The sequence below is a fragment of the Sphingobium herbicidovorans genome, from assembly GCF_002080435.1.
In the GTDB taxonomy this organism is placed as follows: Bacteria; Pseudomonadota; Alphaproteobacteria; order Sphingomonadales; family Sphingomonadaceae; genus Sphingobium; species Sphingobium herbicidovorans.
This window is the reverse complement of record NZ_CP020539.1, coordinates 242,769-255,312: the sequence shown is the minus strand read 5'-3', so window position 1 is coordinate 255,312 and position 12,544 is coordinate 242,769. Positions and strand designations below refer to the sequence as shown.

Below are 12,544 nucleotides of genomic sequence, written 5' to 3'. Positions count from 1 at the left end.
GTGAATAATTTATCGTAAAATCTTGATGTTACGATGAACATTGAGGAAATTTGACAATATTCGCGACCCCGGCAGTTTCAACTGTCTGGCCATAAGTTCATCGTGTTTGCAGCTGTAGTTTAGCGATTGGTACAATTTTGTTCCGTCGGCTATCAATTCCTCGTCCATGTTTTAAAACGCTTCACCTCACATCCGTTGTGCAAATGAACGGCCGAGCAGCATGCATCATCTGACGCTGGGCGGTGTGCTTGAGTCCAGCGGATCCAGCGGGGGGATGCAGGTGACGAGTGCGTTCGGCGAACGTGATGGCGAGTTGTGGGAAGTCGTCCGCAACTACAGGAAAGTGTTCATTGTCGTCCTGTGCGTCAGCGCAGTGCTCAACGTGCTGCTGCTGGGTGGATCCCTTTACATGATGATGGTTTATGATTCGGTTCTGCCGAGCCATTCCATCCCGACATTGGCCGGGCTGATGATCCTGGTGATGATCGTGTACCTGTTCCAGGGCTTCTTTGAAAATATGCGGGCGGGCATGCTGGCGGACGTCGCGAATTCCGTCGAGCGTGAACTGTCGGGTCGGGTCCAGAGCGCGATGTCGCAACTGGCGCTGACCGGACGGAAAATGCCCGGTGATGGCCTCAGCCCCATGCACGACCTGGAAAATGTCCGCGCCTTCATGTCGAACGGGGTCGCGACCCTGCTCGATCTGCCCTGGGTCATCTTTTTTCTGGCCATATTGTCCGTACTGCATATCTGGCTGGGCGTCACGGCGTTGGTCGGCGCCATCATCCTGTTTTCCCTGACGCTGTTCACGAACCGGGCCATGAAGCAGCCGACCGAACAGCTTTTGCAGCTATCCGCCTATCGCAATGGCGCGGCTGAAACCAATTTGCGTCATGTCGAACTGCTGACAGCGCTCGGCATGGGCGGGCGCATGCAACAGCGGTGGGGCCGGCTGAACGCCCTTTATACCGCCGCGCAGAACAAACTGGCGCGCTCCGGCGCGGCGCTCGGCGGCCTGAGCAGGATATTGCGGCTGGCGCTTCAATCGATCATCCTGACCGTGGGCGCGCTGCTGGTCATCGAAGGGAAGGCAAGCGCCGGGGTCATCTTCGCTGCGTCCGTCCTGTCTGCGCGCGCGCTCGCGCCGGTCGATCAGGCAATCGCGAATTGGAAGAGCCTGATCAGCGCGCGGGTCGGATGGATGCGCCTGACGGAGATGTTGAAATGCGTCCCGGCAACGGCTGGCGTTTCGCTGCGTTTGCCTGCCCCGATACAGAAGCTGGAGGTGGAAAAGCTGGTCGTCGCGCCGCCCGGCACTCGGCAGATTACCGTCAATGGCGTGGAATTCCGCCTGAATGCCGGGGACGCCTGCGCCGTCATCGGTCCAAGCGGGGCGGGGAAATCGTCGCTGGGCCGTGCGCTGGTTGGAGCCTGGCGGCCGTCACGCGGGACGATCCGTCTCGACGGCGCAACGCAGGACCAGTGGGATCCTGAACATTTCGGCGAATTTATCGGCTATCTGCCGCAGACTATTGAACTGCTGGACGGCACCATCGCGGAAAATATCGCGCGCTTCGACCCTTCCGCGACATCGGAAGCGATCGTCGCAGCGGCGCGGGCTGCTGCCGTGCACGACCTGATCACCGGCCTCCCCAGGGCTATGACACCCGCGTCGGTGCGGATGGCCAGGCGCTTTCGGGAGGGCAGCGGCAGCGCATCGGCCTGGCCCGCGCCTTGTACAAGGATCCGTTCCTCGTCCTGCTCGACGAGCCCAATTCCAATCTTGACAGCGAAGGGGAGGCTGCACTGGCCGCCGCGATCGCATCGGTGCGCGAGCGCGGAGGTATCGTGGTCGTGATTTCACACCGGGCGCTGGGGCAGGTCAGCCATGTCCTGCTGATGCGAGAGGGCCGCATGGAAATATTCGGCCCCGCGGCGGACGTCATGGCGCGCTTGCGACAGAGGCAAAAGAGGCCGCGGGAAAATGTCGTGGCCATGCAAGCCGCCGCCGCCGGAACAGCGTGAAATGAACACCCATCTTGCCCCCTTCATCACCGATGACCGCTTCGCCGTGGATTATGACCCGGTCGAACATGTCCATGACAAGGTGCGCGCTGTCCTGATCGCCATGGCCATACTCATTATGGGTTTCGGCGTGGCTGGCACTTTGATCCCGATCGGCGGCGCGGTGATTGCGACAGGCCAGATCGGCGTGGCGTCTCACATCAAGAAGATCGCCCATCCTTCAGGAGGCGTGATCAAGGAAATACTGGTCGAAAACGGCGCGCCTGTCCGCAAGGGACAGGTGCTGATGCGGTTTGACGACAGGGTTACAGGGGCGGATGCGGAATATTCCAGCCTGAGCGTCGATCAGATGCGGGCCCAACGCGCCCGCCTCGAAGCGGAACGGTTGGGCGCTCGATCCGTCACCTTCCCCAGTGAATTGATGCGCGCCGATGCTGCCGCGCGTCGCGCGATGGCGGATGAAGCCAATCTGTTCCAGATCAGGCAGTCCGAGCAGGCGGGGCTCGCCGCACAGATCCAGTCGCGCATCCGCCAGTATCGCCAGCAGATCAACGCCTACCAATCGCAAATCCGCGCGCTCCAGCAACAGGCCGCCCTCATCGAACCTGAACGAAAGGGGGTAAGGGCTTTGTGGGACAAGGGGCTGGTTACCATAAGCCGCCTCAACCAGCTGGAGCGGACAGCCGTGGATCTGCAAGGCGACATCGGCGCGCTGCGCGCCAACATAGCGCAGGCAGAGGCGCGCATCAGCGAGGCGCGGGAACAGATGATCCAGCTCGGGGAAAGCCGCCGGTCACAGGCGGGCGCCGACCTTGCCCAGTTGAACGGCGCGCTCAACCAGCAGCAGGTCCGCAGCGTGTCTGCCGTGGATGCGCGGGACCGCAGCGTCGTCCGCGCCCCTTATGAGGGCGTAGTCGACAAGCTGGCTTTCAACACCATTGGCGGCGTCGTGCGCCCCGCCGAAGTCATCATGGAAATCGTTCCCAACAGCGACCGGCTTCTGGTCGAAGGGGCCGTTTCGGTCGCTGATGTCGATCAGGTCCATGTCGGCCAGGCGGCGCGCATCCGCTTCACCGCCTTCAACAACAGCGCCACGCCCGAAATCCGGGGCAAAGTGACCTTCGTGGCTGCCGACAGGGCGGCCGATCCGGAAGGAAGGTTGAGCTTCTACCCCGTGCGGGTGGAAATCGACGAGGCACAGCTGCGGAAATATCCCGAACTGGCGCTAAAGCCCGGCATGCCGGTGGATTTATTCATCGACACCGGCAGCCGGATGATGATCTCCTACCTTACCAAGCCGCTGCGCGACCAGTTCGAGCGGGCATTCCGGGATAACTGAGCCTTGCGCGCCAGCTTATCCCATCGTGGGGATGACGAAGGCGTTGGCGGCGTCGCCCACACCGCCGTCTGGCCAACGCTGCGTCACCGTCTTGACCTTTGTCCAGAATTTGACACCCTCCATGCCATGCTGGTTGGTGTCGCCGAAGGCTGAACGCTTCCATCCGCCGAAGCTGTGATAGGCGACCGGCACCGGGATCGGCACGTTGATGCCGACCATGCCTATGTCGACACGCGCGGCGAACTCCCGCGCGGCATGGCCGTTGCGGGTGAAGATCGCGACGCCATTGCCATATTGATGCTGGCTCGGCAGCGTGAGCGCGTCCTCGAAGCTGTCGGCGCGCACCATTTGCAGGACGGGGCCGAAAATCTCTTCCCTGTAGGAGCGCATCGTCGGTTTCACATGGTCGAACAGCGTCGGCCCGACGAAGAAGCCTTCCTCATGGCCCTGTAGCGTGAAGCCGCGGCCATCGACGACCAGTTCGGCGCCCTCGTCCACGCCCATCTGGATATAGCTTTCGATCTTCGCCTTGTGCGCGGCGGTGACGACCGGGCCATAATGGGCCTCAGGATCGGTCGAGACGCCGACGCGCAGTCCTTCAATGGCAGGGATCATCTTTTCGCGCAGGGCAATTGCGGTCTTTTCACCGACCGGCACCACAACCGACAGGGCCATGCAGCGTTCGCCGGCCGAGCCGAATGCAGCGCCGGAGAGGTCATTCACCACCTGATCGAGGTCCGCGTCGGGCATGACGATGCCGTGGTTCTTGGCCCCGCCCATCGCCTGCACGCGCTTGCCGTTATCGACGCCCCGCCTGTAGACATAATGGGCGATGTCGGACGAACCGACGAAGCTGATCGCGCCGATGTCGGGATGGTCGAGAATGGCGTCGACCATTTCCTTGTCGCCGTGAACCACCTGCAATATGCCTTCGGGCAGGCCCGCTTCCAGGAAAAGCTCCGCCAGACGCACCGGAACCGAAGGGTCGCGTTCCGAAGGCTTCAGGATGAAGGCGTTGCCGGTCGCAATGGCGACGCCCGACATCCAGAGCGGGATCATGCCGGGGAAGTTGAAGGGCGTAATGCCCGCGCCGATGCCGATCGGCTGGCGGAAGCTGTAGACATCAATGCCGGGACCAGCGCCCTGGGTAAATTCACCCTTCAGCACGTGCGGGATGCCGCAGCAGAATTCTATGACCTCGAGGCCGCGTTGAATGTCTCCCTTGGCGTCGGCGACCACCTTGCCGTGTTCGGAACTGAGCAGGTGCGCCAGCTCATCCATATGCTTTTCGACCAGCGCCTTGAAATTGAACATAACCCGCGCGCGGCGCGGCGGATTTACGGCGGCCCAAGCGGGTTGTGCTTTCTTTGCGGCTTCCACCGCGCGGTCGAGCAGGGCGGCATCGCCAAGTGCGACGCGGGCCTGAACGCCGCCATTGTTCGGATCGAACACATCGCTGTAGCGCTGGGCTTTGCCGTCATGGTCAAAAGCCAGTTTGTGATTAATGTCGCGCATCAGCAAGCCTCTCTCAAATTTTGCTACATCATGATCGAATGCGGCATGGCGTTCAACATCCAGGGATGCCTGCCGGTTGATGGCGCTGTCGCAATGCTAAAGCGATCGAAGCGCGCGTGCCGGGCGTACGGACATGAGCGGTATAGACCCCAGCAATCCTATCGCCAGCGTCAGGACCCCGCCACCTAACAAAGTGACTGTCACCAACAGCCAGTCCGGCGACCAGGTAAATTCGAAAATCCGCACGATCACGAACCATGCCGCGCCAAGACCCAAACCCAGAGCCACCGCGGCGAGCACCGTCGCCAGCAGTGCATATTCGATCCCCTGGCTTACCAGTATCTGCCATCGCGTCGCGCCCAGCGTCTTGAGGATCACGCTGTCATAGGCGCGTGTCTGCCGCGATGCCGCGATCGCACCGATCAGCACCGCTATACCTGCAAGGATCGCGACGGACCCCGCCAGGATGATCGCCGTCGCCATCTGGCCCAGCAGGGACGTGACCTGACCCACCACTTCGCCGACTTCTATGATCGAGATTGATGGGAAGGCGGACAGCAGCGAACGGGTCAGCCGTCCTTCCGATGGATTGGCGGACCTGGTCGTGATCGTCGCGGCCAGACTATGCGGCGCGCCCGCCAGGCTGTTGGGCGAAAAGACCATGATGTAGTTGAAGCCCATCGTTTCCCAGTTCACCTGTCGCAGGGAAGCGATGCGCGCCTCGATCTCGCGGCCCAGAATGGACACGACCAGCCGGTCGCCGACGCCCACGTCCATGATTTTCGCCGCGTCCCGGTCGAGCGAAACGAGCGGCGGACCGTCATAGCCGCGCGGCCACCACTCGCCCTCTGTCAGTTCGGATCCCTCGGGCAGGCTGTCGCTGTAGGTGACGCCGCGTTCACCGCGCAGGAACCATGCGTCCTTTGGCAATTCCTTGAGATCCGCGACCCGCGTTTCATCATAGGCGACGATGGTGCCGCGCAACGTAGGGACGATGTTGACCTCCGCGCCGGGGGCTTCGCGCGCGATCAGGCGCTGGAACGCCTGTTTCTGATCGATGGGAATGTCGAGCACGAACTGGTCGGGTGCGGTGCGCGGCACCGTGTTGCGGATTTCAGCGCTAAGGCTCGACTGGATCGCGGCCAGAGTGACGAACAGGGTCAGGCCAAGCCCCAATGCAACGACCAGCGCGCTCGTCTGCGCGCCGGGTCGGTGGAGGTTGGCGACGGCGAGCCGTAGCAGCGGCGCTTTGGGCCGGCGCATCCGGCGCGCCAGCCTTTGCACGAGCAGGCCGATGCCAAGCAGGATGAGCAACATCGCCCCAACAGCGCCCAGCACGGCGGCGGCGAACAACGGTTCGCGCGCCGTTCCCAGAGCGAGCGTGATCGTGGCCAACGCTGCAACCGCGACAGCGATCCCGCTCCGCCGGTCGATCACGCGCCGCCGGTCAACCGTCTCGCGAAACAGGACTGCGGCAGGCAGGGCGCGCGCATGCGCAAGCGGCGGCATGATGAAGATGAAGGCGACCAGCAACCCGTAAGCCGCGCTCGTCAGGAAGGGCCAGGGGGTCAACGCGAAGGCAGGCTGGACGGGCAGCAGGTCGCCGACCGCCGCCAGCAGCAGAGCGGGCGATCCCGCGCCCACCAGCAGCCCGCAGCCCGTCGCCAGTGCCGCGATCATGCCGACCTGCATCAGGTAGATGCGCGATATGTCGCTGGCCGACGCCCCCAGAATCTTCAGCGTCGCAATGCTGTCCCGCTTGATCGCCAGATAGGATGCGACGCCGTTACCGACGCCGATCCCCGCTATGGCCAGGGCGCACAGCCCGATGAGCGAGAGAAATTGTCCCATGCGCTCGAAAAAGCGGCTGGTCCCCGGCGCTGCGCGATCGCGATCCTTGATCTCGAACGCTCCGGCTGGAAAGGCGCGCTTGAGCGCATCGCCAGTAGCGCGGACATTCGTGCCCGGCGTCACCCGAATGCGATATTTGCTTTCATAAAGACTGCCGGGCTGAATCAATCCCGTGCGTCGCAGACCTTCGAGCGAAGTGATCGCCACAGGACCAAGCGTAAACCCTTCGCCGACGCGGTCCGGCTCATCTACGATGATATCCCGGATGCGGAAATCCGCATTGCCATAGCGCAAATACTGTCCCGGCCGCAGCGCCAGCCTGTCCGCCAGCGCCTGCCCGATCACCAGTTCGTCGGCCTTGAGTAACCCGGCGGCGCCGGATTGCAGCATCAACCTGCCATAAAGCGGATAGGCGCGGTCAACGCCCTTCAATTCGGTCAACACGGCCGCCGGGCCGCTATCCCTTCCCGGCCCTTGCGCCATGGCGCGGAGGCGGACGGTTTCGCTCATCTGCCCCGCGCGGCGGAAGGCTGCCTTCTCGTCCTCACTCGCCTGCCGCTGCGACATGGCGACTTCGACATCGCCGCCCAGCAGCAACTGCCCCTTGCTGGCGATTTCGCCGGTGATGGCCGCCGTCAGGCTGCCGATCGTCGCCAATGTAGCGACGCCCAGGAATAGGCAGATGAACAGCAGCCGCAGGCCACGCAGCCCACGGTGCAGGTCGCGCCGGGCGATCCGCCAGCAGCCGCGCCAGTCGAGGTTCTGGCTCATGGCCGCCGTTCGGCGACGATCAGGCCGTCGCGCATTTCGACGATCCGGTCGCATCGTTCGGCAAGGGCAGAATCATGGGTGATGATGACCAGTGTAGCGGCATTGGCGGCTTGCCGCGCGAAGAGCAGATCGATGATCGCGTCGCTTGTCCCGCCGTCAAGGTTGCCCGTGGGTTCATCGGCGAACAGGATATCGGGCCCGGGGGCGACCGCGCGGGCGATGGCGACGCGCTGCTGCTCGCCGCCCGATAATTGCGTGGGATAATGATGCAACCGGTGGCCCAGCCCCACTGCCTCCAGTTCCGCCGCGGCCCGCGCGAACGGATCGCTCCTTCCCGCCAGTTCCAGCGGGATGGCGACATTTTCGATGGCCGTCATCGTGGGCAGCAGATGAAAACTCTGAAGCACGATGCCGATCCGCCCGCGCCGCGCCCGCGCCAGCCCGTCTTCGTCCAGCGGGCCATAATCTATGCCGGCGACCCGAACATCGCCCCCGCTTGCGCGCTCCAGCCCCGACAGGATTGCCATCAGCGACGACTTGCCCGACCCGGACGGTCCAAGTATCGCCAGACTCTCCCCCTGCCGGATCGACAGATCGACGCCTTTCAATATCTCCGTCTGACCCAGCGACAGGGTGACATGGCGCGCCGCGATGGCGATATCGGTGGGATCGGACGAACCGTGCATGAATGAAGGAAATCCTGATGGCGCGACAGTGGCCGACATATGTGGTCTGTGGACTGATTGTGCAAATGCTTGCCGGATGTTCCGATGAACCGGCATCGAACAACGCCGCCGCGCCAACGGTGCGGGAAGAACGCCGTGCTGCGTCCAATGCTGATGCAAAGCTGATCCTGGCGTTCGGCGACAGCCTGTATGCGGGCTACGGCGTCGCGCAGAATGAAAGTTTCCCGCATGAGCTGGAAAAGACACTGAGGGCGAAGGGTGGCGCGGTCGAGGTCCGCAATGCGGGCGTATCGGGAGAAACGACGCAGGGCGGCCTTCAACGACTGGCCTTCACCCTGGACGGGTTGCCAAGAAAGCCCGATCTGGTGCTTCTGGGGCTGGGCGGGAATGACATGCTGCGCGGCCTGGACCCGGCCGAAAGCGAGAAAAACCTGCGGGCCATGCTGGACATTCTGGCCGAAAGGAAGCTGCCGGTCGTGCTGACGGGCATGCTTGCCGCACCGAACATGGGCGAAGCCTATGCCGCCCGTTTCAACGCCATATACCCCGCCTTGGCCAGGGATTATCGCGTTCCGCTATATCCGTTCTTCCTCGATGGGGTGATTGGCGATCCCAAATATATGCAGCCGGACTCGATCCACCCCAATCCGGCCGGCGTGGACGTCATCGTCGGCAAGGTCGCGCCGCTGGTCCTCGATAACCTCGCCTCGCCAAAGTAAGGCATTTGGCGCTGTCTCTTGCGCCGCCGGGACAAGACCCCTCCCCTTCTGGTGCGTTCCTGTCTACATCGCCAGCATGCCCCAGATATTGATAGACGCGGACGCTTGTCCGGTGAAGGACGAAAGCTACAAGGTGGCATGGCGTTACGATGTGCCTGTCACTGTCGTCAGCAACAGCCCCATCAGGGTGCCAGCCCACCCGCTCGTATCCCGCGTGGTGGTAAGTGACGGGTTCGATGCGGCGGATGACTGGATAGTCGAGCATGTGGACGCTGGATCCATCGTCGTGACCGCCGACATATTGCTGGCCGACCGATGCCTGAAGGCCGGATGCGGGGCCGTGATCGCGCCGACAGGCAAGCCGTTTACCAAGGCATCCATCGGCAATGCCGTCGCCGTCCGGGCCATCATGGCGGATTTGCGCGCAGGGGCGATCAACGATGGGCTGGGTGGGCCAGCGCCTTTTGGCAAGGCGGATCGATCGCGCTTTCTTTCGGTTCTGGATGAAACGGTCGTGCGGCTCCGCTAATATCGCCAGAGCGCGATAACGGGCGCCCGCCGGTCACGCCCGCGACAGACTGCCATGTCAGACGGGTTCGGATCGATCGATAGCGCCGCTGTCGAGCAATGGCGCGGCATCGATGTCCTGCGCGTCGAGCAACATTGCCAACCGCTCGACCGCCGCCAGAATCATGGCCTGTTCCCATTGCGGCAGATTGGCGAAACGCTTGGTGAAGCTGGTCTGTAGCAAGTCCGGCGCCTCGGCCAGCGCGGCGTCGCCCGGCGGCAGGGACGACAGGATGAACTGGCGCTTGTCCTTGTCGCTGCGCTGGCGCTGAACGAAGCCCAGTTCCTGTAACCTGTCGACGATGGCGGTGATGGTCGCCTGGCTGAATTTGAGCGCGGTGGCGATCGTGCCGGGCGTGGGCGAATCGCGGGAAGCGATTTCGCGCAGGACGAGCCATTGCGAGGGGGTGAGTCCGGTCGCGGTGGCGAGGCGGCGGCTGCCGATGTCGGTGGCGCGAAGGACGCGGCGGAGGGCGCGGAGCGTGAGGGAAGCGATGTCTGAACTCATGAGGGAAACATAGAAAAGATGGGGGTTTTGCGCCATCCAAATTCCTTCGATAGACAAAGTATTTTTATGGATTCTTTATGTGGTGAAGGATCAAAATCACCCGCTGGCGGTTGAAAAACGCACAAAAACAGCCTAAATGGCAGCGGAGAACGAGGGGATGACCAAAATCTGCATAGAATTATAATTCGGGAGATAAAGCATCTTTGAGTCACAATCCGATGCGGCCAGCGCGCCGCCACGGACGTTCGCGCATCCTTCGCCGGAGCGCCAATCCAGCTTCCAGCTGCGCAGGCCCGTTGCCGCCGATGGTCCGGGCGTCACCGCGCTGATCGCGCAATGTCCGCCGCTCGATTCCAATTCGGCCTATTGCAACCTGCTGCAATGCACGCATTTCGCCGACAGCTGCGTCATCGCCGAGTGCGACGGCGCGATCGCGGGATGGGTTTCAGGATACCGTCCGCCGTCAGAGTCGGACAGCTTCTTCGTCTGGCAGGTCGCCGTCGCGTCGAGCGCGCGCGGGCAGCGGCTGGCCGGCCGCATGATCGAGGAACTGCTCGACCGCCCGTCTGCGCAAGGCGTCACCCACCTGATCACGACAGTCACGGACGACAATGATGCGTCGTGGGCCTTGTTCGAAGGCCTCGCGAGACGGTGGAACGCCCGGCTCGACAAGAGCGCGCTGTTCGACCGCGACATCCATTTTGCCGGCGCCCATGCAACCGAATGGCAGGCGCGCATCGGCCCCCTATCCCGCTCGCTTTCCCGACCATCGGGCAGCGCGGCGTCAACCGATTCAAAACAGGGAGAAACGGCGATATGATTACGACCCTTCCCAAGCCGACTAACCGCAAACCCGACACGGCCATCTATGAACGGCGCGAATCCGTCGTCCGCAGCTATGCGCGGTCCATGCCCCGCCAGTTCAACAAGGCGGAAAATGTATGGATGCACGACAATCAGGGTGGCCGTTACCTGGATTTCCTGTCCGGCTGTTCCACGCTGAACTATGGCCATAACCATCCGGTGCTCAAGCAGGCGCTGCTCGACTATGTGATGGCCGACGGGATCGCGCACGGGCTGGACCTGCACACCGATGCCAAGGCCGATTTCCTGAACGCGCTGGAAAATGTGATCCTGAAGCCGCGCGGCCTGGATTATCGCGCGATGTTCACCGGGCCTACCGGAACCAACGCGGTCGAAGCGGCGATCAAGCTGGCCCGCAAGGTTACGGGCCGCGAAATGGTGATCGCGTTCACCAACGGATTTCACGGCATGACGCTGGGCGCGCTCGCCTGCACGGGCAATGCCGCCAAGCGGGGCGGCGCAGGCGTGCCGCTCAACCATGTCGCACATGAACCCTTTGACGGCTATCACGGACCGGACGTGGACACGGCTGAATTGCTGGAACGGCGGCTGTCCGATCCTTCGAGCGGGCTCGACGCCCCCGCCGCCATATTGGTGGAAACCGTGCAGGGCGAAGGCGGCCTGAACGTCGCATCGCCCGAATGGCTGCGCAGGATCAACGCCATCGCCAAACAGCATGGCGCGTTGATGATCGTTGACGATATTCAGGCGGGATGCGGCCGGACGGGCAACTTCTTCAGTTTCGAAGGCATGGGCTTCACGCCCGATATCGTCACCATGGCAAAGTCGCTGTCGGGCATGGGCCTGCCATTCGCGCTGACGCTGGTCCGGCCGGAACTGGACCAGTGGGCCCCCGGCGAACATAACGGCACATTCCGGGGCAATAACCATGCCTTCGTGACCGCGACAGCCGCACTGCGCCACTTCTGGAGCGACAGGCAGTTCCAGCAGGATGTCGCCCGCCGCAGCGCGCTGCTTGAGCGGCGGCTGGACGCGATGGCGGCCGAACATGGCCTGTCGACCCGCGGCCGGGGGATGATGCGCGGCATCGATGTGGGATCGGGCGAGATCGCATCGATCGTGACCGCATCCTGTTTCGAACGCGGCCTCATCATCGAAACCAGCGGCGCGCATGACGAAATCGTCAAGGTTCTTGCGCCGCTCATCATAGACGACGCCCTGCTTTCTGCAGGGCTGGACATATTGGAAACCAGCATCCGCGAGGCGATGACCGTCCCCTACGGCGTCGCGGCGGAGTGAGGAGCAGATCATGATCGTTCGCAAACTTCAGGACATCCGCAAATCGGATCGGAATGTGAAGTCGCAGCAGTGGGAAAGCGCACGTCTATTGTTGAAAGACGACGATATGGGTTTTTCCTTTCACATCACGACCATGTATGCCGGTGAAGAAATCAAGATGCATTACCAGAACCATCTGGAAGCGGTGCTGGTGCTGAAAGGCACGGGCACTATCGAGGATCTGGGCACCGGCGTCACGCATCAGCTGGCCGGGGGCGTCATGTATGCGCTCAATGCCCATGACAAGCATGTCGTCCGGCCCACCACGGACATTCTGTGCGCCTGCGTGTTCAACCCGCCGGTCACCGGCAAGGAAGTGCATGACGAGAGCGGCGCCTACCCCGCCGAGGCGGACATGGTCCGCGAGGCCGCGCTTACCAATTGAACCAACAAAGAGGGG

Annotated in this window: 11 protein-coding genes and 2 pseudogenes; 9 read left to right on the top strand and 4 right to left on the bottom strand. The window is 62.8% G+C overall.

The window, feature by feature from the left end; translation table 11 throughout:
- Window positions 1–220: 220 nt before the first annotated feature.
- From B6S01_RS15825 to B6S01_RS15815, 4 genes and pseudogenes are all read left to right on the top strand, one after another.
- Window positions 221–1,564 (top strand): annotated as a pseudogene (locus B6S01_RS15825) (type I secretion system permease/ATPase); the annotation flags it as partial.
- Between the two features lie 26 nt (window positions 1,565–1,590).
- Window positions 1,591–1,722, top strand: a pseudogene (locus B6S01_RS22175) (hypothetical protein); the annotation flags it as partial.
- Window positions 1,723–1,848: 126 nt separating this feature from the next.
- On the top strand, window positions 1,849–2,025 hold the full coding sequence (locus B6S01_RS21405) for a hypothetical protein (protein ID WP_197689952.1): 177 nt from the start codon (window positions 1,849–1,851) through the stop codon (window positions 2,023–2,025).
- A 1-nt stretch (window position 2,026) separates the two neighbouring features.
- On the top strand, window positions 2,027–3,364 hold the full coding sequence (locus B6S01_RS15815) for an HlyD family type I secretion periplasmic adaptor subunit (RefSeq protein ID WP_051908513.1): 1,338 nt from the start codon (window positions 2,027–2,029) through the stop codon (window positions 3,362–3,364).
- Between the two features lie 15 nt (window positions 3,365–3,379).
- Here the strand turns inward: B6S01_RS15815 and B6S01_RS15810 are convergent, their stop codons facing one another.
- The 3 genes from B6S01_RS15810 to B6S01_RS15800 form a co-directional block, all read right to left on the bottom strand.
- Window positions 3,380–4,879 (bottom strand): CoA-acylating methylmalonate-semialdehyde dehydrogenase, encoded by a 1,500-nt coding sequence (locus B6S01_RS15810; protein ID WP_037468185.1) that lies wholly within the window; start codon window positions 4,877–4,879, stop codon window positions 3,380–3,382.
- 96 nt (window positions 4,880–4,975) lie between these two features.
- A complete protein-coding gene (locus B6S01_RS15805) occupies window positions 4,976–7,501 on the bottom strand; it encodes an ABC transporter permease (RefSeq protein WP_037468186.1) in 2,526 nt (841 codons plus the stop codon).
- Complete coding sequence (locus tag B6S01_RS15800; RefSeq protein ID WP_037468189.1) at window positions 7,498–8,187, bottom strand: ABC transporter ATP-binding protein; 690 nt, start codon at window positions 8,185–8,187, stop codon at window positions 7,498–7,500. Before B6S01_RS15800 ends, B6S01_RS15805 begins: the two co-directional genes overlap by 4 nt.
- A 17-nt stretch (window positions 8,188–8,204) precedes the next feature.
- On the opposite strand from B6S01_RS15800, the gene B6S01_RS15795 reads away from it, so the two are divergent.
- Both B6S01_RS15795 and B6S01_RS15790 read left to right on the top strand, forming a co-directional pair.
- Window positions 8,205–8,906 carry an arylesterase gene (locus tag B6S01_RS15795; RefSeq protein WP_094182663.1) on the top strand — a complete coding sequence of 234 codons (702 nt, stop codon included), beginning with the start codon at window positions 8,205–8,207 and terminating at the stop codon, window positions 8,904–8,906.
- 76 nt (window positions 8,907–8,982) lie between these two features.
- A complete protein-coding gene (locus tag B6S01_RS15790; protein WP_037468192.1) occupies window positions 8,983–9,435 on the top strand; it encodes a YaiI/YqxD family protein in 453 nt (150 codons plus the stop codon).
- Window positions 9,436–9,492: 57 nt separating this feature from the next.
- On the opposite strand, the gene B6S01_RS15785 is transcribed toward B6S01_RS15790, so the two are convergent.
- Window positions 9,493–9,981 carry a MarR family winged helix-turn-helix transcriptional regulator gene (locus B6S01_RS15785; protein WP_037468373.1) on the bottom strand — a complete coding sequence of 163 codons (489 nt, stop codon included), beginning with the start codon at window positions 9,979–9,981 and terminating at the stop codon, window positions 9,493–9,495.
- A 325-nt stretch (window positions 9,982–10,306) separates the two neighbouring features.
- On the opposite strand from B6S01_RS15785, the gene ectA reads away from it, so the two are divergent.
- Genes ectA through B6S01_RS15765 form a run of 3 tightly spaced genes read left to right on the top strand, consistent with a single transcriptional unit; the run spans window position 10,307 to window position 12,529 of the window.
- Window positions 10,307–10,801: a diaminobutyrate acetyltransferase gene (gene ectA, locus B6S01_RS15775; RefSeq protein WP_051908515.1), complete on the top strand. Its 495-nt coding sequence runs from the start codon at window positions 10,307–10,309 to the stop codon at window positions 10,799–10,801.
- On the top strand, window positions 10,798–12,105 hold the full coding sequence (ectB, locus tag B6S01_RS15770) for a diaminobutyrate--2-oxoglutarate transaminase (protein ID WP_037468197.1): 1,308 nt from the start codon (window positions 10,798–10,800) through the stop codon (window positions 12,103–12,105). The genes ectA and ectB overlap by 4 nt, the downstream gene beginning before the upstream one ends.
- A gap of 10 nt (window positions 12,106–12,115) precedes the next feature.
- Window positions 12,116–12,529, top strand: coding sequence for an ectoine synthase (locus B6S01_RS15765; RefSeq protein ID WP_037468199.1), 414 nt, complete (start codon window positions 12,116–12,118; stop codon window positions 12,527–12,529).
- The last annotated feature ends 15 nt before the right edge of the window (window positions 12,530–12,544 follow it).

Coding starts and splice junctions, on each gene's coding strand:
- B6S01_RS15815 (WP_051908513.1), top strand. CDS start 2,027: ATGAACACCCATCTTGCCCCCTTCATCACCGATGACCGCTTCGCCGTG.
- B6S01_RS15810 (WP_037468185.1), bottom strand. CDS start 4,879: ATGCGCGACATTAATCACAAACTGGCTTTTGACCATGACGGCAAAGCC.
- B6S01_RS15805 (WP_037468186.1), bottom strand. CDS start 7,501: ATGAGCCAGAACCTCGACTGGCGCGGCTGCTGGCGGATCGCCCGGCGC.
- B6S01_RS15800 (WP_037468189.1), bottom strand. CDS start 8,187: ATGCACGGTTCGTCCGATCCCACCGATATCGCCATCGCGGCGCGCCAT.
- B6S01_RS15795 (WP_094182663.1), top strand. CDS start 8,205: ATGGCGCGACAGTGGCCGACATATGTGGTCTGTGGACTGATTGTGCAA.
- B6S01_RS15790 (WP_037468192.1), top strand. CDS start 8,983: ATGCCCCAGATATTGATAGACGCGGACGCTTGTCCGGTGAAGGACGAA.
- B6S01_RS15785 (WP_037468373.1), bottom strand. CDS start 9,981: ATGAGTTCAGACATCGCTTCCCTCACGCTCCGCGCCCTCCGCCGCGTC.
- ectB (WP_037468197.1), top strand. CDS start 10,798: ATGATTACGACCCTTCCCAAGCCGACTAACCGCAAACCCGACACGGCC.
- B6S01_RS15765 (WP_037468199.1), top strand. CDS start 12,116: ATGATCGTTCGCAAACTTCAGGACATCCGCAAATCGGATCGGAATGTG.